A 20,440-nucleotide genomic window follows, 5' to 3' on the forward strand; every position below is an offset into this window, starting at 1 on the left:
GCACACGATCTGGCTCGATCGGAACCACTCCGAGACGACTGAGACGAAGAAGAGAGCCGGTCAGATGGACTTCCTTCGCCCCGCCAGCTGGGAGGAGGCGCTCGCCGCGAAGGCCGAGCACCCCACCGCTGTGCCGATCGCCGGCGGCACCGACGTGATGGTCGAGATCAACTTCGACCACCGTCGCCCCGAGTACCTGCTGGACCTGAACCGCGTCGGCGACCTCTACGAGTGGGAGGTCGGCGAGGAGACGGTTCGCCTGGGCGCTTCCGTCCCCTACACCCGGATCATGGAGCACCTGCGGCCCGAGCTGCCCGGCCTCGCCCTGGCCTCGCACACGGTGGCCTCCCCGCAGATCCGCAACCGCGGCGGCGTCGGCGGCAACCTCGGCACCGCCTCCCCGGCCGGTGACGCCCACCCGGCCCTCCTCGCGGCGGGCGCCCGGGTCGAGGTGGAGTCCGTACGGGGTTCCCGGCTCATCCCGATCGACGACTTCTACACCGGCGTCAAGCGCAACGCCCTCGCCCCCGACGAGCTGATCCGCGCCGTGCACATCGACAGGGCCGACGGACCGCAGCAGTACTCCAAGGTCGGCACCCGCAACGCCATGGTCATCGCCGTGTGCGCGTTCGGGCTGGCCCTGCACCCCGCGACGCGCACCGTCCGCACCGGCATCGGCTCGGCCGCGCCGACGCCCGTCCGGGCGAAGGCCGCCGAGGAGTTCCTGAACGCGGCGCTCGACGAGGGCGGCTTCTGGGACAACGGCCGGATCATCACCCCGTCGGTCGCGAAGCAGTTCGCCGAGCTGTGCTCCGCCGCCTGCAACCCGATCGACGACGTCCGCGGCACCGCGAGCTACCGGCGGCACGCCGTCGGCGTCATGGCCCGCCGGACGCTGATGTGGACCTGGGAGTCGTACCGCGGCGACGCCGCCCGCACGGAGGGAGTCGCCTGATGCGCGTCACATTCACGGTCAACGGACGTCCGCAGGAGGCCGACGACGTGTGGGAGGGCGAGTCCCTGCTGTACGTCCTGCGGGAACGCCTGGGCCTGCCCGGCTCCAAGAACGCCTGCGAACAGGGCGAGTGCGGCTCGTGCACCGTCCGCCTCGACGGCGTGCCGGTGTGCGCGTGCCTGGTCGCCGCCGGGCAGGTGGAGGGCCGCGAGGTCGTCACCGTCGAAGGGCTCGCCGACTACGCCAAGCAGCGCGCCGAGCACGGCGGTTGCGCCTCCGGCGCGTGCGGCACCGCGGACGCCGCGGCCGGCACCCCGCTCGACGAGGCCCGGCGCCGGGCCGCCCGCGGCACCGACTCCCATACCGGCGAGGGCACCGAACTCTCCCCGATCCAGCAGGCGTTCATCGACGCCGGCGCCGTCCAGTGCGGCTTCTGCACCCCCGGACTGCTCGTCGCCGCCGACGAGATGCTGGAGCGCCACCCCAACCCGACCGACGCGGACATCCGCGAGGCCCTCTCGGGCAACCTGTGCCGCTGCACCGGCTACGAGAAGATCATGGACGCGGTCCGCCTCGCGGCCGCCCGGCAGTCCGAAGGGGTCTGATCATGGGAACCACCGGCCTGCCCACCAACATCACCCAGGGCTCCCGCACCAAGGGCGGCATCGGCGAGTCCACCCTCCGCCCCGACGGCACCCTCAAGGTCACCGGGGAGTTCGCCTACTCCTCCGACATGTGGCACGAGGACATGCTCTGGGGCCAGATCCTGCGCTCCACGGTCGCCCACGCCGAGATCGTCTCCATCGACACCGGCGAGGCCCTCGCCACCCCCGGCGTGTACGCCGTCATGACGTACGACGACCTCCCGACCGACGTGCGGAACTACGGCCTGGAGATCCAGGACACCCCGGTCCTCGCCCACGGCAAGGTCCGCCACCACGGGGAGCCCGTCGCGATCGTCGCCGCCGACCACCCGGAGACCGCGCGCCGCGCCGCCGCCAAGATCAAGGTGGAGTACCGCGAACTCCCCGTCATCACCGACGAGGCCTCCGCGACCGCGCCCGACGCGATCCTCGTCCACGACAACCGCACCGACCACCACATCGGCCACGTCCCCCACCCGAACATCGTGCACCGCCAGCCCATCATCCGCGGTGACGTCGCGAAGGCCCGCGAACGCGCGGACGTCATCGTGGAGGGCGAGTACGTCTTCGGCATGCAGGACCAGGCGTTCCTCGGCCCCGAGTCCGGGCTCGCCGTCCCCGCCGAGGACGGCGGCGTCGACCTCTACGTCGCCACCCAGTGGCTCCACTCCGACCTGCGCCAGATCGCCCCCGTGCTCGGCCTGCCCGAGGACAAGGTCCGGATGACGCTCGCCGGGGTCGGCGGCGCCTTCGGCGGGCGCGAGGACCTGTCGATGCAGATCCACGCCTGCCTGCTGGCCCTGCGCACCGGCAAACCCGTCAAGATCGTCTACAACCGTTTCGAGTCCTTCTTCGGCCACGTCCACCGCCACCCCGCGAAGCTCCACTACGAGCACGGGGCCACCAAGGACGGCAGGCTCACCCACCTCAAGGCCCGCATCGTCCTCGACGGCGGCGCCTACGCCTCCGCATCCCCGGCCGTCGTCGGCAACGCCTCCTCCCTCGGCGCGGGCCCGTACGTCATCGAGGACGTCGACATCGAGGCCGTCGCCCTCTACACCAACAACCCGCCCTGCGGCGCGATGCGCGGCTTCGGCGCGGTCCAGGCGTGCTTCGCGTACGAGGCCCAGATGGACAAGCTGGCCGCGAGGCTCGGCATGGACCCGGTGGAGTTCCGCCGGATCAACGCCATGTCGCAGGGCACCGCCCTGCCGACCGGGCAGGTCGTCGACTCCCCGGCCCCCGTCGCCGAACTCCTGCGCCGCGTCAAGGCGATGCCCATGCCCCCCGAGCAGCAGTGGCTCGCGGCGGGCGAGGCGGCCGACGTACGGGAGCTGCCGGGCGGCCTGTCCAACACCACGCACGGCGAGGGCGTCGTCCGCGGCGTCGGCTACGCCGTCGGCATCAAGAACGTCGGCTTCTCCGAGGGCTTCGACGACTACTCCACGGCCCGGGTGCGCATGGAGGTCGTCGGCGGCGAACCCGTGGCGACGGTCCACACGGCCATGGCGGAGGTCGGCCAGGGCGGCATCACCGTCCACGCGCAGATCGCCCGCACCGAGCTGGGCGTCACCCAGGTCACCATCAACCCGGCCGACACCCGGGTCGGTTCGGCCGGTTCGACGTCCGCGTCCCGCCAGACGTACGTCACCGGCGGCGCCGTGAAGAACGCCTGCGAACTGGTCCGGGAGAAGGTCCTGGAGCTGGGGCGCCGCAAGTTCGGCACGTACCACCCCGCGTGGGCCACCGCCGAACTCCTCCTGGAGAGCGGCAAGGTCGTCACCGACGCCGGCGAGGTCCTCGCCGACCTGGTGGACGTCCTCGGCGACGAGGCCGTCGAGGTCGAGGAGGAGTGGCGGCACCGGCCGACGGAACCCTTCGACCTGCGCACCGGGCAGGGCTTCGGCCACGTCCAGTACTCCTTCGCCGCGCACCGCGCCGTCGTCGAGGTCGACACCGAGCTGGGCCTGGTCAAGGTCGTCGAGCTGGCCTGCGCGCAGGACGTCGGCAAGGCCCTCAACCCGCTGTCCGTGCTCGGCCAGATCCAGGGCGGCACGACACAGGGCCTGGGCATCGCCGTCATGGAGGAGATCATCGTCGACCCGAAGACGGCGAAGGTCCGCAACCCGTCCTTCACGGACTACCTCATCCCCACGATCCTCGACACGCCGACCATCCCCGTCGACGTGCTCGAACTCGCCGACGAGCACGCGCCGTACGGGCTGCGCGGCGTCGGCGAGGCCCCCACCCTGTCCTCCACCCCGGCCGTCCTCGCGGCGATCCGGGCGGCGACGGGGCTGGAACTGAACCGGACGCCGGTACGGCCCGAACACCTGACGGGCACGGCGTGACTCCGTCGGTCCGCCGGTGAGTCCGGGGATCCCGTCTCGTCTGCGGCTGCGGGTGGTGTGTGGTCCCTCACGCGGTTCCCCGCGCCCCTGACAAGCCCAGGCGCGCCCCTTGCCGCAAAGGGGCGCGTCGGAACCGCGCGATCAGCCCCCAGCCCCCCGCGGTCGCCGACCGAACCGCACCGACCGGGCTCGACGCAAGCAACCCCACCGCCGGGCAACAGCCACACCCCACGGCCGCCCGGCACCGTTCCAGCACCGCAGGCAACCCGTTCGTCTCGGGCCGTCCCCCGGGTCGGGCGCCTTCCCAAATCCCGCGCGTAGGCCAAGCGCAGCGCGGGGGCCCCTGTGAACCTTGGGAGTAGGCCCACATGACCCAGCAGTCCCTCCATCCGAAGGACGCCGCCGCAGCGGACGACGCGGCCCCGGAACCCCGCGTCCCCGCCGGCGGGTCCTCACTCGACCGGTACTTCCGCATCACCGACCGAGGGTCGTCCGTCGCCCGGGAGGTCCGCGGCGGCGTCACCACCTTCATGGCGATGGCGTACATCCTCCTGCTCAACCCGCTCATCCTGTCCGGCCCGGACGCCGCGGGCGCCACCCTCGGCCAGAAGGCCCTGATCACGGCGACCGCTCTCGCGGCGGCCGTCAGTACCCTCCTCATGGGCTTCGTCGGCAGGGTGCCGCTCGCCCTCGCCGCGGGCCTGTCCGTCTCCGGGGTCATCGCCTCGCAGGTCGCCCCGCAGATGACCTGGCCGCAGGCGATGGGCATGTGCGTGATGTACGGCGTGATCATCATGCTGCTGGTCGTCACCGGCCTCCGCGAAATGATCATGAACGCGATCCCGCTGGCCCTCAAGCACGCGATCACCATGGGCATCGGTCTGTTCATCGCCCTGATCGGCTTCTACAAGGCCGGCTTCGTGCACCAGGGCAAGGCGACCCCGGTCACCCTCGGCCCCGCCGGTGAACTCGCCGGCTGGCCCGTCCTGCTCTTCGCGGCCACCCTCCTCGCGATCTTCATGCTCCAGGCGCGCGGTGTCCCCGGCGCGATCCTGCTCGGCATCGTCGGCGGCACCGTCCTCGCCGTCGCCCTCAACGCCCTCGGCGTCGTCGACCCGAAGCAATGGGCGGGCGGCGCACCCGAGTTGCACGGCAGCGCGGTCTCGATGCCGGACTTCTCGCTCTTCGGGCACGTCGAGTTCGGCGGCTGGGGCGACGTCGGCGCGATGACGGTCGGCATGATCGTCTTCACCCTCGTCCTCGCCGGGTTCTTCGACGCGATGGCCACCATCATCGGCGTGGGCACGGAGGCGGGCCTCGCCGACGACAAGGGCCGGATGCCCGGCCTGTCCAAGGCGCTGTTCATCGACGGGGCGGGCGGCGCGATCGGCGGTGTGGCCGGCGGCTCCGGCCAGACCGTGTTCGTCGAGTCGGCGACCGGCGTCGGCGAGGGCGCCCGTACGGGCCTGTCCTCCGTCGTCACCGGACTGTTCTTCGCCGCCTGCCTGTTCTTCACCCCGCTGACGGCGATCGTGCCCGGCGAGGTCGCGGCGGCGGCCCTGGTGGTCATCGGCGCCATGATGATGACCAACGCCCGGCACGTCGACTGGTCCGACCGCGCCACCGCGATCCCCGTCTTCCTGACGGTCGTGATCATGCCGTTCACGTACTCCATCACCGCGGGCGTCGCGGCCGGAGTCGTCTCGTACGTCGCCATCAGGCTCGCCCAGGGCCGGGCGCGGGAGATCGGCGCGTTCATGTGGGGGCTGACGGCGGTGTTCGTCGTCTTCTTCGCCCTCGACCCGATCGAGAGCTGGCTGGGCGTGCACTAGCCGGACCGGGCCCGCGGGCCGTTCGTCGAGTACCGTCCGCGCAACCGCCGCACGAAAAGGAGACCGAGAGATGCTGGACATCGCCGACGAGCTGCACCGGTGGGCCGTGCAGGGGCGCGACTTCGCCGTGGCCACCGTGGTGGCCGTCGGCGGCAGCGCCCCCCGCCGGCCGGGCGCCGCCCTCGCGGTGGACGCCGACGGCACGGCGATCGGCTCGGTCTCCGGCGGCTGTGTGGAGGGCGCCGTCTACGAGCTGTGCCGGCAGGTGCTGGAGGACGGCGAAGCCGTCCTCGAACGCTTCGGCTACAGCGACGACGACGCCTTCGCCGTCGGCCTGACCTGCGGCGGGGTCATCGACATCCTGGTGACACCGGTGCGGGTCGGCGACCCGGTCCGCCCGGTGGCCGCCGCCGCGCTCGCCTCGGCGGCGGGCGGGGAGGCGGCGGCGCTGGCCCGGATCGTCTCCGGCCCGGCGGAGCTGCGCGGCCGGGCCCTGCTGGTCCGCCCGGACGGCTCCTGGGACGGCGGCTTCGGCGGCCACCCCGAACTCGACCGCACGGTCGCCGCCGAGGCCCGCGCCCTCCTGGACGCCGGCCGCACCGGCACCCTGGAGATAGGAGAGCAGGGCTCACGCTGCGGAGCACCGCTCACGGTCCTGGTGGAGTCGTCCGTCCCACCACCCCGGATGATCGTCTTCGGCGCGATCGACTTCGCCTCCGCGCTCGTCCGGATCGGCAAGTTCCTCGGCTACCACGTGACCGTCTGCGACGCCCGCCCCGTCTTCGCCACCCGCACCCGCTTCCCCGAGGCGGACGAGATCGTCGTCGAGTGGCCGCACACCTACCTGGAGCGCACGGACGTCGACGCCCGGACCGTCCTGTGCGTCCTCACCCACGACGCCAAGTTCGACGTGCCGCTGCTGCGCCTCGCCCTGTGCCTCCCCGTCGCCTACGTCGGCGCGATGGGCTCCCGCCGCACCCACCTCGACCGCGAGCGACGCCTCCGCGACGAGGGCGTCACCGACCTGGAACTGGCCCGCCTCCGCTCGCCCATCGGCCTGGACCTGGGCGCCCGCACCCCCGAGGAGACGGCCCTGTCCATCGCCTCCGAGATCGTCGCCCACCGCCGCGGCGGCAGCGGCGTCCCCCTGACGGGGGCGCACACCCCGATCCACCACGACGGCCCGTCGTCGGACACGGCGGACATACCGAGCCTGCGGGTGTCCTGACGTCCCCTCAGGACTCGCACAACATCCTGACGCCCCCTCAGGGGTCACCCCGACTTGTGACTTGACCGCCCGGACGGCAGGGTTGACCGTCTGTCATACGACAACAGCGCGGCGGGAGCGGACAGTTGGGCACGGTGAGCGTGGGGCGCGGCTCGGGCGAGGACCTGGACGAGGGTCCCGACGGCGGCACGGGCCTGGACGGGGGCGACGGCGGCACGGGCTCGGGCCCCGGCGACGGCGAGGGCGGTGGGGGAGCCGACGGCACCCGCGACGAGCGCCGGCTGTCCGCACCCGCCACCACCCTGCTGGGCCTCTTCCTCCTGGTCGACGTGGTCGCCGTCTGCGGCGCCCTCGTGACCCTGTGGCCGGTGGTCCTGGCGACGGTCGAGCCGGGGGCGGACCCCGCGGCCACCGCCCGCTGGTCGCCCTTCGGCCTCGGCGACTGGGCGCTGACCGCGGACACGGCGATGCTGCTGGCCGTGGTGGTGTGCAGCGCGCTCGGCAGCTTCGTCCACGCGGCCACCTCGTTCGCGACGTACGTCGGCAACCGGCGGCTCTACGCGAGCTGGCTCTGGTGGTACCTGCTGCGCGCCGGCATCGGCGTGGCCCTCGCGCTCCTCGTCTACCTGCTGCTGCGCGGCGGCCTGTTCGCCGGCAGCTCCGGCGCGGGCGCCACCAACCCGTACGGCTTCTCCGGCATAGCGGGCCTGTGCGGCCTGTTCTCCAAGCAGGCCACCGACAAGCTCCGCGAGATCTGCGACACCCTCCTCAGCACCACGGGCGACGGCGACCGCGACCGCCGGGACGGCCTCGCCGCCCACCGCAACGGCGACCCGGAACCGACACCACAACATGCATCACGACATCCATCACGGCGACGGCACCACGAACGCGGAACCTCCGACGAGCGATGACATGCCCTCCAGCGACTGGGACGTCTGGCCCCCGACGAGGGCGACGGCGACGTGGCGGTCCTCCTGCGCCACCTCGGCCGTGACCCGCGCTGGAGCGCGTGACCCTGCTCCCTGCTGAACAGCACGCCTCCGGCAGCCGGGCACTGGCCGGGGCGCGCACCGCTGGAACTGCTCAGCGCCCGGAGGGCGCGCCCCGCAGCAGCCCGTCCATCGCGCGGCCGAACGTCCGCCGCGACACCCACCCGAGGGGCGGGTCGCAGAAACCCGGCAGCGGACGGACGTGCAACTCCTCACGCCACAGCACGCGCGAAGCGGCGGTGCAGTCGGCGGGGTGGTTCCCGTCCCCCCGCCCTCTCTCGGCGTGGGGCTCGTCGTACGGGTGAACCTCGATCTCGGCCCACCCCCTGACGAGGGACCCGCGCTTGACGAGCCGGCACAGCCCGGCCCGCCCCTCCTCCGGCGGCTGCCACACCACCACCTCCATCGGGTCGTCGAAGGCGAGGGGGCCGACACCGCTGCGGGCGACGAAGACCGTCCCCTCGGCGGTCGGGGGAGGGGTGCGGACGGTGATCCGGGTCAGCGGGACCACGTCGGCGTGGCGCGGCCAGTCGGTGAGGCGCTGCCAGGCCACGTCGACGGGAAGACGGGAGAGACGTTCGAGGACGAAGAGGACCACGAGCCGATCGTAGGTGAACATGCGAGGACACGGCGGACGCACCGACCCCCCCACCCTCCGGCACGTTCTCCCACGCGACGAGCACAGGGCCGCTCCGGGCGTGATCCGGTCCACTGCCCCGGCCCGTCTCGTCTCGTCCCGTCCCGTCCCGTCTCGTCTCGTCTCGTCCCGGCCCGTTCCAGTCGTCCGGTCGTGACTGCGTGTCCACCGACGTGAGACCGTGCGCGACTCCGTGGTCGCCCCCATGGGCGCGCTGGGCGGAGCCGCCGCGACCGTGGCGCTCTCCGGTCGGCCCACCGTCTACCGCCGCCCGCCCCGGGTACGGCAGCATGACCCCGTCCGCACGCCCCGCCCCGGCCGGAAGGTGCACCCGTGGACCGTGAACTGCATGTCAGGCTCGACGAGTTGCAGCGGGATCCGTATCCGCACTACGCGCGGGCGCGGGCGGCGGCGGGCCTCACGTATGTGCCGGAGCTGGACTCGTGGCTGGTGGCCCGGGACGCGGACGTGCGGGAGGTGCTGCGGCGGCCGGAGGACTTCTCGTCGGCCAACGCGCTGCGCCCCGACGTGATGCCCGCGCCCGCCGCGCTGACCGTGCTCGCCGCGGGCTTCGGCGGGCGGCAGGTCGTCGTGACCGCGGACGGGGCCACGCACCAGGCGCTGCGGGCGCCCCTCCTGCGCGGCCTGTCGCCCGCGCGGGTCGGCGCCGTCCTCCCGTACGCCGCCGAGCGGGCCGCCGCGCTCGTCGACGGCTTCGCGAAGGACGGCCGGGTCGAGCTGATGGCCGCCTACGCCGGGAAGCTGCCCGGCGACGTCATCGGGCGCCTCGTCGGGTTCGACCCGGCGGACGTACCGGCCCTGGTGCACGGAGGCCACCGGCTCGCAGAACTGCTCTTCCGGCCCCTGCCGCAGGCCGAGCAGATCGCCGCCGCCGAGGACGTGGTGGCGATGTCCCACCGTGTCGACGCGTTCGTCCGCGCCCGCCGTGCCGACCCTCGTGAGGACCTGGCCACCGAACTCATCACCTCCGTCGCCGGGCCGGGCGACGGCGAGCTGACGCTCGGCCAACGCCACGAGCTGGTGGCCCATCTGCAGAACCTGCTCCTCGCCGGGCACCTGACGACCACGGCCCTCATCGGCACGACCCTGCTGCACCTGCTGCGCCACCCCCGCCAGTGGAAGGTGCTGTGCGAGCGCCCCGACCGCGTCCCGGCCGCCGTCGAGGAGGCCGCCCGGTACGACACCGCCCTGCAGGGCTTCCGCCGGGTCACCACCCGAGCGGTCACCCTCGCGGGCACCGAACTGCCCGCCGGATCGCCGCTGTTCCTCGCCTTCGGCGGAGCCAACCGCGACGCCTCCCGCCACCCCGGCCCCGACGACTTCGACATCACCCGCACCGCCGCCGCCCGCCACCTGTCCTTCGGCCTCGGCGTCCAGGCCTGCCCCGGCTCCACACTCGCCCGCGAACAACTCCGCATCACCCTCGAACTACTGACCCGCCGGCTCCCCGGTCTGCGCCTCGCGGACGACCAGCGCGTCGTCATGCGGCCGACCCTCATCCACCGCTCCCCGGAGTCCCTCGACCTCGTCTGGTGACGTCCCCCACGGCACGGGGGAGGCCCCACGCTCCCCGCCGGCTCACACGTCCAGCACCTCCCGCGCGGCCACCGGCGCCCCCGTTTCCAGCGACCGGTTCGCCGCCAGGCCCGTCACCAGGGACCTCGCCCCGTCCACCGCGTCCGCCGCGCGGCCCAGCGCGTCGGGGGCGCGGTCCCCGAACAGGTCGGCCAGCATCCGTACGTCCCCGCCGCCGTGCCCGCCCTCGCCCGTCGCGACCTCCACCGCACGCGGCCGCTCCCAGAACCGGCGTACGAGCAGCTCGGTCCGTCCCGCCTCGTCGGCGGTCTCCGCGCCGTGCAGGACGGGGCTCGCCCCGGTGACCCGGACGTGCGGGCGGGTCCACGTCGACTCCTCCACCAGCAGCTCCAGACGGCCCTCGCTGCCGTTGAAGGCGATGCGGTAGCCCTCCCAGGGCGCGTACGCCGTCAGGTGGTACGTCAGGGTCGCCCCGGACGCGTAGCGCACGAGGACCGCCATGTCGTCCTCGATGGTGACGCCGGGCCCGAAGACGTTCCGGTCGCGGTGGTAGCCGTCCTCCCGCTCGGCGTCCAGGTAGAGCGCGCTGAGGACCGGGGAGTCCTCGAGGTGCAGCGCGAAGGGGTCGCCCTCGGCGGCGGGGGAGCCGTGGGCGCGGTCGTAGTCGCGGGCGAGACCCCGGCGCCTGCCCGCCTCGTCGCCGTAGAAGAACAGGCCGCCCTGGGCGAAGACGGTCTCGGGGCGGGTGCCGAGCCACCAGTTGACCAGGTCGAAGTGGTGGGTCGACTTGTGGACCAGCAGCCCGCCCGAGTTCGCCCTGTCGCGGTGCCAGCGGCGGAAGTAGTCGGCGCCGTGCCGCAGATCGAGCAGCCACTCGAAGTGCACCGAGCCGACCTCGCCGATCTCACCGCTCGCGAGCAGTTCCCGTATCGCCGAGTGCACAGGGTTGTAGCGGTAGTTGAAGGCGACCCGCACCTCGCGGCCCGTCCGGCGGCGCGCGTCCAGCACGCGGCGGGCGCGCTCGGCGTCGGTGGTCATCGGTTTCTCGGTGACGACGTCGCAGCCCGCCTCCAGCGCCCGCACGATGTAGTGGTCGTGGGAGCGGTCCACACCGCACACCACCACCAGGTCGACCCGCTCGCGGCGCAGCATCTCCTCGAACTCCGCGGCGGCGTAGGCGGGTACGGGTGCGCGGCCGGGGTGGTCGGCGGCGATCCAGGTGTTGTGGACGGCCATGCGGTGCGCGTTGGTGTCGCAGAGGCCGACGAGATCGATCCGGTCCGCGAAGGGGCCCGTCAGCGCCTCGGTGAACATCCGTGCGCGCGCGCCGAGTCCGACGACGGCGGCACGGCGGCTTCCCACGGAGGCGGTGCAGGGGTCTTGTTGTGACATCCGGACCTTCCCTAGGGTCTCGTGCGGGGGGTGGAAGCGCTTTCTCGTGAAAGAGGTGACCCACTCATGCCCGGAAACAGGACGGGGAAGTCCTCCGCGACGGCCGTGGTCCTCGCTCTGTGCGCGGTGCTCGGCGGCTGCTCGGACCCACCGGAGCCGGGCGGCGACGGCCGGGTCGTCCTGCGCTACACCTGGTGGGGCAACCCCGACCGGGCGGCGAGAACCCAGCAGGCCGTCGACCTCTTCGAGAAGAAGCACCCCGGCGTCGAGGTGCAGACCTCGTTCTCCGGCTACGACGCCTACAAGCAGAAGCTGGCCACCCAGGCCGCCGGCGGCGACGCCCCCGACGTCATGCAGCTCGACTACCGCATGATCGACCAGTACGCCTCCGGGGGCGTCCTGCTGGACTTCGCCGAGCAGCGGGCCGCCCTCGACACCGACGCGTTCGACACGGGACTCCTCGCCACCGGGAAGGTCGACGGCAGGCAGTTCGCGATCCCGCAGGCCCGCGGCACCGAGACCGTCGTGTACGACGCGAAGCAGTGGAAGGCCGCCGGGGTCGCCCCGCCCCAAGAGGGCTGGACCTGGAAAGACTGGGCCGACACCATGCGGGAGCTGGCACGCAGGACCGGCAGGCCGGGCGGGACGGACCCCGGCTGGAGCGAGGACGCCTTCGAGGTCTGGCTGCGCGGCCGCGGCAAGGCCCTCTACACCGAGGACCGGCGACTCGGCTTCACCGCCGACGACCTGACCCGCTACTGGACGTTCACCGACCGGCTCCGCCGGGAGGGCGCCGTCTCGCCCGCCGAGGAGACCACCCAGCTCGACGGCACGGTGGAGAACACCCCGCTCGGCCGCGGCAGGGCCCTCTCCGACAACAACTGGGACGCGCCCGCCGGCGGCTACCTCGGCCTCCTCCCCGACGGCGAGGTCGCCCTCGCGCCGATGCCCTCGGGCGAGGACGGCACACCGGGCCAGTACTTCAAGCCGTCGATGTTCCTGGGTGTGGCCGCCGACACGAGTCACCCCGAGGAGTCCGTCCGGCTCGTCGACTTCATGCTGAACGACCCCGGGGCCGCGAAGATCCTCGGCGCCACCCGCGGCATCCCCGTCAACGAGACCCTCCGCGAGGAGATCGCCCCCGACCTCAAGGACTTCGACCGGACCATCTACGACTACCAGGCTTCCCTGGAGGGCGAGTTGAAGGCGCCGCCCCAGGCGCCACCCTCCGGCGACAGCGCCCTGCAGACCACCTTCCAGCGCGACTACGACCAGGTGTCGTACGAGCGGATGTCCCCCCGGGAGGCCGCCGAGGACTACGTCACCGAGGCGAAGGCGGAGCTGAGGTCATGACCACCCCCCACACGCCGACGACCGTACGCGGCGAGGGCGCCGCACCGCCCGCCCGGCCCGCCCGCAGGCCCCGACGCGAGGGCGCCGCCTGGGTGTTCCTGTCACCGTGGGTGCTCGGCGCCTGCGTCCTGACCCTGCTCCCGATGGCCGTGTCGCTCTACCTCTCCTTCACCGACTACGACCTGTTCGACGCGCCCAGCTGGGTGGGCCTGCGCAACTACACGCAGATGTTCACCGAGGACCCCCGCTACTGGCGTTCGGTCGGGGCGACCCTGACGTACGTCGCCATCGCCGTGCCCCTGCAACTGGCCCTCGCCCTCGTCGTGGCACTGGCCCTGAAGAACATGCGGCACGGCAAGGCCTTCTACCGGTCCGCGTTCTACGCCCCGTCCCTCCTCGGCGCCTCCATGTCCATCGCCCTCGTCTGGCGGGCGATCTTCAACGACGGCGGTACGGTCGACTACCTGCTCGGCACCGGTGGCTGGGTCAACCAGCCCGGCTGGGCGCTGCTCGCGGTGGCCCTGCTGACGGTGTGGCAGTTCGGCGCCCCGATGGTCATCTTCCTCGCCGGACTCCAGCAGATCCCCGGCGAGCTGTACGAGGCCGCCGAGGTCGACGGCGCCGGGCGGTGGCGCCAGTTCCTGTCGATCACCGTGCCGATGCTGTCACCGGTGATCTTCTTCAACCTGGTCCTCCAGACCATCCAGGCCTTCCAGGTCTTCACCCCCGCCTTCGCGATCAGCGCGGGCAAGGGCGGCCCCGCCGACTCCACCCTCTTCTACACGCTCTACCTCTACGACCGCGGCTTCGTCGCCTCCCACATGGGTTACGCCTCCGCCATGGCCTGGGTCCTGCTGCTCGCCATCGGCGTGGTCACCGCCGTGCTGTTCCGGACGTCCCGCTCCTGGGTCTTCTACGCCTCCGAGGGGGACCGATGACCACGACCACGACCACGCCGGCCACCACGACCACGGCGGCCACCACCGCACGCAGGCCCTTCGCCCGGCGGCGCGTCGCCCTGCACGCCGCGTGCCTGGCCGCGCTGCTGGTCATGCTCTACCCGCTGGCCTGGCTCCTCGCGACGTCGGTGAAACCGGCGGACGAGGTCATCGCGAGCCTCGACCTGCTGCCCGGCCGTCTGGAATGGTCCAACTACGAGACGGCCCTGGACGGCGTCAACGACGTCTCGGTCGGCCGACTGCTCGGCAACTCCCTGCTGATCGCGTCCGGCGCGGTCATCGGGAACGTCCTGTCCTGCTCCCTCGCGGCGTACGCCTTCGCACGCCTGCGTTTCCGCTTCCGTGGACCGCTCTTCGCCTTCATGATCGCGACGATCATGCTGCCGCACCACGCGGTGCTGATCCCGCAGTACATCATCTTCAACCAGCTCGGCATGGTGAACACCTACTGGCCGCTGATCCTGCCGAAGTTCCTGGCCACCGAGGCGTTCTTCGTCTTCCTCATCGTGCAGTTCATGCGCGGACTGCCGAGGGAACTGGAGGAGGCGGCCCGGATCGACGGCTGTGGACCGTTCCGAAGCTTCTTCCTGGTGATCCTGCCGCTGACCCGCCCGGCCCTGATCACCACCGCCATCTTCACGTTCATCTGGACCTGGAACGACTTCTTCACCCAGCTGATCTACCTCTTCTCCCCGGAGAAGTTCACGCTGACGCTGGCGCTCAGGTCGTTCGTGGACGCGTCGAGCACCTCGGCGTTCGGCCCGATGTTCGCCATGTCGGTCATCGCGCTGCTGCCGATCGTGCTGTTCTTCCTGGCCTTCCAGCGGTTCCTGGTGGAGGGCATGGCCAACTCGGGGATCAAGGGGTGAGCGCGATGCGGACCGACCGGGAGCCCGGCGAGATCCTCGGACCGAGGATGTCGCTGTTCGCCGACGTGCTGAGCGTCGGTGTCGCCGTGGCGGTGGTGAGCCTGCCGCTGCTGACGGTGCCCGCCGCGCTGTCCACGGCGTGCGAGGTGCTGCGGGGCGTACGGGACGGGCGGCCGGTGACCGCCCGGCGGTTCCTCGGCGGGCTGCGGCGACGGCTGCGGTCCGGTGACGTCGCCGCCGGGCTCGTCACCCTCGCCGGTCTCGCCCTCCTCCTCGTCGACCTGGCGCTGGTCCCCGCGGGCCTGCCCGGCGGCCCGGCCCTCGGGCTGGTGGTCGCCGCCGTCGGCGTCTGCGCCGCCGTGGTCGGCCTGCGCGCCTGCGCCCGACACGAGTCCGCCGTCGACTGGCCGGCCGCGGTGCGCGGGGCCGCCCACGACGCCGTGCGCGACCCGGGCGGCAGCGCGCTGGTGGTGCTGGCCGTGCTGACGGCCGCCCTGTGCGCGTGGATGCTGCTGCCGCTCGCGTTCCTCGTCCCCGGTCTGCTCGCCCTCGCCCTCACCGCGATCGACGTACGCGGAGAGCGCGGGGCCACCGGGCCGACCGGGGCAACGGGGGCAGCGGGGGCAACCGAAGTGACGGGAACGCGAGGAAAAGAGGTCGCCCCCCAGGAGGGCGTGTGATGGGCTGAGGCCCGGAACTCGTCGCGCAGGACGCACGGCGCAGGACGCACGGCGCAGGACTGGGGAGCAGTGAACAGAAGGCGGCAGAAGAAGCAGTCCGAACGTCTCGTCCGGGCCGCGTCGGTCGGTGACACCGCCGCCGTCGACGCGCTGCTCCGGGCCGGTGCCTGCCCCGTCACGGCGGACGCCGACGGCACGACGCCGCTGTACGCGGCGTCCGTGCACGGGGCGGCCGACACGGTCCGCCGGCTGCTGGCCGCCGGCGCCCCGCCCGACGCCGAGAGCGGACACGGCACGGAAGGCACGCCGCTGTGCGCGGCCGCCTGCTGGGGCCACACGGACACCGTGCGCGAACTCCTCGCGCACGGCGCCGACCCCAATCTCCACGAGGACCACGGCACGGGTCGCCCCCCGCTGTACTGGGCGGAGCGCGGCCCGCACCCGGAGACGGCGGCACTGCTGCTGGCCGCGGGGGCCCACCCGCTCGACGCGACCGCGTGAGGTCGCCGCGGGTCAACTCCCCGCCGGCGGTCCCGTCGTGCCGCGGATCTCCAGCGTCGGGGTCGTCAGGACCACCTGGGCCGGGCGGGTGGGGTCCGCGATGCGGTCCAGGAGGCACTGGGCGGCGCGGCGGCCGACGTCGTGGCTGGCGTTGTCCACAGTGGTGAGCCACAGATGACGCAGCCGGGAGACATAGGTGTTGTCGTAGCCGACGAGGGACAGGTCGCGCGGCACCCGCAGACCCAGCTCCTCGGCCGCGGAGAGGGCGCCGACGCAGGACATGTCGTTGAACGCCACGATGGCGGTAGGGCGTTCGGGGGCGCTGAGCAGCCGGACCGTGGCGCGGTAGCCGCCCTCCTCCGTCAGGTCGCCGCGTTCGACGGCCGCCAGGTCGGTCAGGCCGTGCTCACGCATGACCGTCTCGAAGCTGCGGCGGCGCAGCGCGCCGACCACGCCGTCCCCCGCGATGTGCCCGATCCGGCGGTGGCCGAGCGCGATGAGGTGCTCGGTGGCGAGCCGCGCGCCCGACTGGTCGTCGCCCGCGACGACGTCGACATGGGGGAGCGTCGGCTCACGGGCCCCGGCGACCACGGTGGGCACCTGTGCGGCCGCCGAGCGCAGAGCCTGCGACGGGGGCAGGGTGCCGACCGCGATCAGGCCGTCCACCCGTAGTTCGGTGAAGGTCCGGGTGAGGTCCTCCCCGAGCCGCCGGTTGAGGTGGCCGTCGGCCAGCAGCATGCGCAGACCGTTGTCGTGCAGCCGGGAGTTCAGACCGTCCAGCAGTTCCACGAACCAGGGGTTGCGCATGTCGTTCAGGAGGACGCCGACCGTCCGGGTGCGGCGTTCGCTCAGGCTGCGCGCCGCCGCGTTCGGCCGGTAGCCCAGCTCGTCCACGGCCGCCAGCACGGCCTCCCGCTTCTCGGGGCGCACCTGCTCGGAACCGCGCAGCACCAGCGAGACCAAGGACTTCGACACGCCGGCGCGCTCGGCGACATCGCGGATCGTCGGAGGTCTCATGGTGTGGACCGTTCCACAGGGCGGGCGTCCTTGTCAAAGGGCTTGACAGGCTTGGAGGATCGCCCCCAAGGTGAGCGGCGTACGTTCTGGAACGGTCCAAAGCCGGTCCGGTGAGTCCGAAGAGGGGCAGTCATGGTGAGTGCGCTCGGTGTCGCCGTCGTGGGGTTCGGCTGGATGGGACGGGTGCACACCCAGGCGTACGCCCGCGTGCCGCACCACTTCCCGCAGCTTGCCGTACGCCCCGAGCTGGTCACCGTCGTCGAGGACGTGCCCGGTCGCGCCGAGGAGGCCGCCGAGCGGTTCGGGTTCGCGACGACCGCCCGGGACTGGCGCGAGGTCGCCGCCGACCCGCGCGTGCACGCCGTGAGCATCACCGCGCCGAACTTCCTGCACCGCGAGATCGGCGTCGCCATGGCCGAGGCCGGCAAGCACATCTGGATCGAGAAGCCCGTCGGGCTCACCGCCGCCGACGCCCGTGCCGTCGCCGACGCGGTCGCCCGGGCCGGCGTCCAGGGCACCGTCGGCTTCAACTACCGCAACGCCCCCGCCGTCGCCCACGCCCGCGAACTGATCGCCGCCGGGGAGATCGGCACCGTCACCCATGTCCGCGTCCGCCTCTTCAGCGACTACGCCGCCCACCCCGAGTCCGCCCTGACCTGGCGGTACGAGCGCGAGCGCGGCGGCAGCGGCGTCCTCGGCGACCTCGCCTCGCACGGCGTCGACCTGGCCCGTTTCCTCCTCGGCGAGATCACCGCCCTCACCGCCGACACCGCGATCTTCGTGCCGGAACGGGCCCGCCCCACGGGCGCCACCGCCGGGCACACCCGCGCCACCGGCGGGGACCTCGGCCCCGTCGAGAACGAGGACTACGTGGGCTGCCTGCTCCGCTTCGCCTCCGGCGCCCGGGGTGTCCTGGAGGCCAGCCGGGTCGCCGTCGGCGAGCAGAACACCTACGGCTTCGAGGTCCACGGCACCAAGGGCGCCGTCCTGTGGGACTTCCGCCGCATGGGCGAGCTGGGCGTCAGCCGGGGCACCGCCTACCAGGACCAGTCCGTCAGCACCGTCTTCGTCGGCCCGGGCCACGGCGCGTACGCGGCGTTCCAGCCGGGCTCCGCCAACGCCATGGGCTACGACGACCTCAAGGTCATCGAGGCCCACCACTTCCTGCGCTCCATCGCCGAGGGCACCCCGCACGGCGCCACCCTGGACGACGCCGTGCACAGCGCCACCGCCCTGGACGCCATGAGCCGCTCCGCCGAGTCCGGGGCGTGGGTGACTCTCTGAACCGGCCACCGGCCTGAGGCGCGCGCCGAGGGGAGCGCAGGTGGAAGCGCCCGCGCCGGGCGGGATCAGTCGAGGTTGTTGGCCCACAGGGACGGGGCGTCGCTCCTGACGCTGGGCACCCCGCCGTAGGTGGCGCCGTCCGCGGTCACCAGGGGTGCGGAGAGCTGGTCCTCCAGCACACCGTCGCGGATCCGCACGATCGTGCTGTCGTGGTCCGTCCCGCCGGGCTTGAACGTCCTGCCCTCGATCGCCGCCTGAAGGTAGTAGAGGGCGTACTTGGCATAGAGGTCGGCGGGCTGGGAGACCGTGGCGTCGATCTGGCCTTTGGCGATCGCCCTGAGTTCCCTGGGTGTGCCGTCGTTGGACACCACGAACACATGCCTGTGGTCGTGCCGGCCGACCAGTACGCCCTGCTGCTTGAGCACCTGGAGGGTGCCGGAGAGCGCCAGGCCGGACTGCATGTAGACGCCCTTGATGTCAGGGTGAGCCGTAAGAATCGCCTGCAGTTTCTGCGCCGCGACCGCCCCGTCCCAGTTCGTCCTCTCCCCGAAGACCTTGATCCGGGGATAGTGCTCCTTCATGCACGCGTTGAACCCCTCGGTGCGGTCGCGGCCGTTGACGGAGGCGAGGTCCCCCTCCAGCATGACGGCCTTGCCCTCGCCGTGGAGCTTGGCGCCGAGGAACCGGCAGGCCTTCTCCCCGTACGCGCGGTTGTCGGCGCGCACCACCATGTAGACGTCGCCGGTGTCGGGACGGGTGTCCAGGGTGACCACGGGGATCTTCTGCGCGGCGAGCTGCCGCAGGACGGGGGTGGTCGCGGCGGTGTTCTGGGGGGCCATGGCCACGCCCTTCACCCCGTGGATGATGAGGCTCTGCGAGTTGGTGGTGAGCTTGGCGACGTCGTTGCGCGAGTTGGTGGTCTTCAGCCTCAGCCCGAGTTCCTCGGCGAACCCGGGGGTGTACTTCATGAACGCGTTCCAGAAGTCGGAGTCCGAGCGCGGGTAGTCGACGCCCACCACCGTGCCGCTGCCGGTCCCCGAGCCGCCGCACGCGCCGAGCACGATGACGGCGAGAGCACTGACGACACCGAGGCCGATGCGGCGGATGCGACGGGTCTTCACGGCGGGTTCTCCCTTGCGAGCGGCGGCCTGCGGGAGATCGGGCGGGGTCCGGATCCCCGGGGCGCTGATGCCGGCGGGATTTCAGTCTCCGCTGCCCAATGTAGTACTCCCGTAGGTCTAGCCGCTTGACCTGCGTTTCTGGGAGCCGGGCCGAGGCGGGCCGTGGTGCCGCGGGGCCCTTCGCCGGGCGTCAGCCGCGGACGAGCAGCTGGAAGTCGAAGGAGTAGCGCGAGGCCCTGTAGATGTGGCTGCCGTACTCGACGGCCCGGCCCGTGTCGTCGTACGCCGTGCGCTGCATGGTGAGGACGGCGGCCCCCTCGGGCTCGCCGAGCCGCTCGGCCTCCTCGGGGGCGGCGATCCGGGCGCCGACCGTCTGGTGGGCGCTGTGCAGGGTGATGCCGGCGGTGCGCATCATCCGGTACAGGCCCGTCGCCTCCAGCCGCTCGGTGTCGAGGTCCAGCAGGCCCGCCGGGACGTGGTTGGAGAGGAACGCCACCGGCTGGCCGTGGGTGAGGCGGAGCCGTTCGACGAGGTGGACCTCCGCGCCCTCGGCGAGGCCCAGGGCCGCCGCGACCTCGGCGGAGGCCGGCCGGATCTCGCTCAGCAGCACCTGGGTCGTGGGCTGCTGGCCCGCCGCCTCCAGGTCGTCGTAGAGACTGCTCAGCTCCAGCGGACGCCTGACCTGGCTGTGCACGACCTGCGTGCCCACACCCCGGCGGCGCACCAGCAGGCCCTTGTCGACGAGCGACTGGATGGCCTGCCGCACCGTCGGCCGGGACAGGCCGAGGCGGCCCGCCAGCTCGATCTCGTTGCCCAGCAGGCTGCCCGGGCCCAGTGCCCCGTGCTCGATGGCGGACTCCAGCTGCCGGGCCAGCTGGTAGTACAGCGGCACCGGGCTGCTCCGGTCGACACTGAGGTCGAGCTTCTCCGTACTCCCTGTGGTCGCGCTGGTCACGGTCCGAGAGTAACCGCCCGTCCGGATGACAGGAAGCCCTGTCATTGCGTTGTCCTGACAAGCACGGCGTCCGCCGGTCCGGGAGCCGCCCGGCTCCCGGACCGGCGGCGGGC

The 20,440-nt window shown here is 72.7% G+C and carries 18 protein-coding genes; 13 read left to right on the forward strand and 5 right to left on the reverse strand.

Translation table 11 applies throughout. The features are described from left to right. Positions 1-64: 64 nt before the first annotated feature. From GSY65_RS29650 to GSY65_RS29675, 6 genes are all read left to right on the forward strand, one after another. Positions 65-955: an FAD binding domain-containing protein gene (locus GSY65_RS29650; protein ID WP_159774389.1), complete on the forward strand. Its 891-nt coding sequence runs from the start codon at positions 65-67 to the stop codon at positions 953-955. Further along, positions 955-1,560, forward strand: coding sequence for a (2Fe-2S)-binding protein (locus GSY65_RS29655; RefSeq protein WP_159774391.1), 606 nt, complete (start codon positions 955-957; stop codon positions 1,558-1,560). The genes GSY65_RS29650 and GSY65_RS29655 overlap by 1 nt, the downstream gene beginning before the upstream one ends. 2 nt (positions 1,561-1,562) lie before the next feature. After that, positions 1,563-3,950: a xanthine dehydrogenase family protein molybdopterin-binding subunit gene (locus GSY65_RS29660; protein WP_159774393.1), complete on the forward strand. Its 2,388-nt coding sequence runs from the start codon at positions 1,563-1,565 to the stop codon at positions 3,948-3,950. Positions 3,951-4,318: 368 nt separating this feature from the next. Beyond that, the gene (locus GSY65_RS29665) at positions 4,319-5,782 is read left to right on the forward strand and encodes an NCS2 family permease (RefSeq protein ID WP_159774395.1); all 1,464 of its coding nucleotides are present in this window, start codon (positions 4,319-4,321) and stop codon (positions 5,780-5,782) included. A 70-nt stretch (positions 5,783-5,852) separates the two neighbouring features. Next, on the forward strand, positions 5,853-7,010 hold the full coding sequence (locus tag GSY65_RS29670; RefSeq protein ID WP_159774397.1) for an XdhC family protein: 1,158 nt from the start codon (positions 5,853-5,855) through the stop codon (positions 7,008-7,010). A 134-nt stretch (positions 7,011-7,144) separates the two neighbouring features. After that, positions 7,145-7,924, forward strand: a complete 780-nt coding sequence (locus tag GSY65_RS29675) for a hypothetical protein (RefSeq protein WP_236580110.1) — start codon at positions 7,145-7,147, stop codon at positions 7,922-7,924. Between the two features lie 172 nt (positions 7,925-8,096). Here GSY65_RS29675 and GSY65_RS29680 read toward each other — a convergent pair whose 3' ends face one another. Next, complete coding sequence (locus tag GSY65_RS29680; RefSeq protein ID WP_159776512.1) at positions 8,097-8,600, reverse strand: SRPBCC family protein; 504 nt, start codon at positions 8,598-8,600, stop codon at positions 8,097-8,099. A gap of 372 nt (positions 8,601-8,972) precedes the next feature. On the opposite strand from GSY65_RS29680, the gene GSY65_RS29685 reads away from it, so the two are divergent. Continuing rightward, positions 8,973-10,196, forward strand: coding sequence for a cytochrome P450 (locus GSY65_RS29685; protein ID WP_159774399.1), 1,224 nt, complete (start codon positions 8,973-8,975; stop codon positions 10,194-10,196). Between the two features lie 42 nt (positions 10,197-10,238). Here GSY65_RS29685 and GSY65_RS29690 read toward each other — a convergent pair whose 3' ends face one another. Then, complete coding sequence (locus GSY65_RS29690) at positions 10,239-11,588, reverse strand: Gfo/Idh/MocA family protein (RefSeq protein WP_159774401.1); 1,350 nt, start codon at positions 11,586-11,588, stop codon at positions 10,239-10,241. Positions 11,589-11,654: 66 nt separating this feature from the next. Here GSY65_RS29690 and GSY65_RS29695 point away from each other — a divergent pair, with 66 nt between their 5' ends. The 5 genes from GSY65_RS29695 to GSY65_RS29715 all read left to right on the forward strand — a co-directional run bounded on the left by GSY65_RS29695 (position 11,655) and on the right by GSY65_RS29715 (position 15,950). Beyond that, positions 11,655-12,941, forward strand: a complete 1,287-nt coding sequence (locus GSY65_RS29695; RefSeq protein ID WP_159774403.1) for an ABC transporter substrate-binding protein — start codon at positions 11,655-11,657, stop codon at positions 12,939-12,941. Beyond that, positions 12,938-13,879, forward strand: a complete 942-nt coding sequence (locus GSY65_RS29700; protein WP_159774405.1) for a carbohydrate ABC transporter permease — start codon at positions 12,938-12,940, stop codon at positions 13,877-13,879. The genes GSY65_RS29695 and GSY65_RS29700 overlap by 4 nt, the downstream gene beginning before the upstream one ends. Further along, positions 13,876-14,769, forward strand: coding sequence for a carbohydrate ABC transporter permease (locus GSY65_RS29705; RefSeq protein WP_201452710.1), 894 nt, complete (start codon positions 13,876-13,878; stop codon positions 14,767-14,769). Before GSY65_RS29700 ends, GSY65_RS29705 begins: the two co-directional genes overlap by 4 nt. 5 nt (positions 14,770-14,774) lie before the next feature. Then, positions 14,775-15,449 (forward strand): hypothetical protein, encoded by a 675-nt coding sequence (locus GSY65_RS29710; protein WP_236580263.1) that lies wholly within the window; start codon positions 14,775-14,777, stop codon positions 15,447-15,449. A 69-nt stretch (positions 15,450-15,518) separates the two neighbouring features. After that, positions 15,519-15,950 (forward strand): ankyrin repeat domain-containing protein, encoded by a 432-nt coding sequence (locus tag GSY65_RS29715; RefSeq protein WP_159774407.1) that lies wholly within the window; start codon positions 15,519-15,521, stop codon positions 15,948-15,950. Positions 15,951-15,962: 12 nt separating this feature from the next. On the opposite strand, the gene GSY65_RS29720 is transcribed toward GSY65_RS29715, so the two are convergent. Continuing rightward, positions 15,963-16,967, reverse strand: coding sequence for a LacI family DNA-binding transcriptional regulator (locus tag GSY65_RS29720; protein WP_159774409.1), 1,005 nt, complete (start codon positions 16,965-16,967; stop codon positions 15,963-15,965). Between the two features lie 132 nt (positions 16,968-17,099). Between GSY65_RS29720 and GSY65_RS29725 the strand changes: the two genes are divergently transcribed. Then, positions 17,100-18,251, forward strand: coding sequence for a Gfo/Idh/MocA family protein (locus tag GSY65_RS29725; RefSeq protein ID WP_159774411.1), 1,152 nt, complete (start codon positions 17,100-17,102; stop codon positions 18,249-18,251). 65 nt (positions 18,252-18,316) lie between these two features. On the opposite strand, the gene GSY65_RS29730 is transcribed toward GSY65_RS29725, so the two are convergent. Together GSY65_RS29730 and GSY65_RS29735 are read right to left on the reverse strand one after the other, a co-directional pair. Then, positions 18,317-19,372, reverse strand: a complete 1,056-nt coding sequence (locus tag GSY65_RS29730) for a sugar ABC transporter substrate-binding protein (RefSeq protein WP_159774413.1) — start codon at positions 19,370-19,372, stop codon at positions 18,317-18,319. 190 nt (positions 19,373-19,562) lie between these two features. Beyond that, on the reverse strand, positions 19,563-20,372 hold the full coding sequence (locus GSY65_RS29735) for a GntR family transcriptional regulator (protein ID WP_443043263.1): 810 nt from the start codon (positions 20,370-20,372) through the stop codon (positions 19,563-19,565). Positions 20,373-20,440: the final 68 nt, after the last annotated feature.

The sequence above is a fragment of the Streptomyces sp. HM190 genome (assembly GCF_009857135.1).
Lineage (GTDB): Bacteria > Actinomycetota > Actinomycetes > Streptomycetales > Streptomycetaceae > Streptomyces > Streptomyces heilongjiangensis.

Excerpts from the sequence above, each read along its gene's own strand:
- GSY65_RS29650 (WP_159774389.1), top strand. The coding sequence starts at position 65 with ATGGACTTCCTTCGCCCCGCCAGCTGGGAGGAGGCGCTCGCCGCGAAG.
- GSY65_RS29655 (WP_159774391.1), top strand. The coding sequence starts at position 955 with ATGCGCGTCACATTCACGGTCAACGGACGTCCGCAGGAGGCCGACGAC.
- GSY65_RS29660 (WP_159774393.1), top strand. The coding sequence starts at position 1,563 with ATGGGAACCACCGGCCTGCCCACCAACATCACCCAGGGCTCCCGCACC.
- GSY65_RS29665 (WP_159774395.1), top strand. The coding sequence starts at position 4,319 with ATGACCCAGCAGTCCCTCCATCCGAAGGACGCCGCCGCAGCGGACGAC.
- GSY65_RS29670 (WP_159774397.1), top strand. The coding sequence starts at position 5,853 with ATGCTGGACATCGCCGACGAGCTGCACCGGTGGGCCGTGCAGGGGCGC.
- GSY65_RS29690 (WP_159774401.1), bottom strand. The coding sequence starts at position 11,588 with ATGTCACAACAAGACCCCTGCACCGCCTCCGTGGGAAGCCGCCGTGCC.
- GSY65_RS29695 (WP_159774403.1), top strand. The coding sequence starts at position 11,655 with ATGCCCGGAAACAGGACGGGGAAGTCCTCCGCGACGGCCGTGGTCCTC.
- GSY65_RS29700 (WP_159774405.1), top strand. The coding sequence starts at position 12,938 with ATGACCACCCCCCACACGCCGACGACCGTACGCGGCGAGGGCGCCGCA.
- GSY65_RS29705 (WP_201452710.1), top strand. The coding sequence starts at position 13,876 with ATGACCACGACCACGACCACGCCGGCCACCACGACCACGGCGGCCACC.
- GSY65_RS29710 (WP_236580263.1), top strand. The coding sequence starts at position 14,775 with ATGCGGACCGACCGGGAGCCCGGCGAGATCCTCGGACCGAGGATGTCG.
- GSY65_RS29720 (WP_159774409.1), bottom strand. The coding sequence starts at position 16,967 with ATGAGACCTCCGACGATCCGCGATGTCGCCGAGCGCGCCGGCGTGTCG.
- GSY65_RS29725 (WP_159774411.1), top strand. The coding sequence starts at position 17,100 with ATGGTGAGTGCGCTCGGTGTCGCCGTCGTGGGGTTCGGCTGGATGGGA.
- GSY65_RS29735 (WP_443043263.1), bottom strand. The coding sequence starts at position 20,372 with ATGACAGGGCTTCCTGTCATCCGGACGGGCGGTTACTCTCGGACCGTG.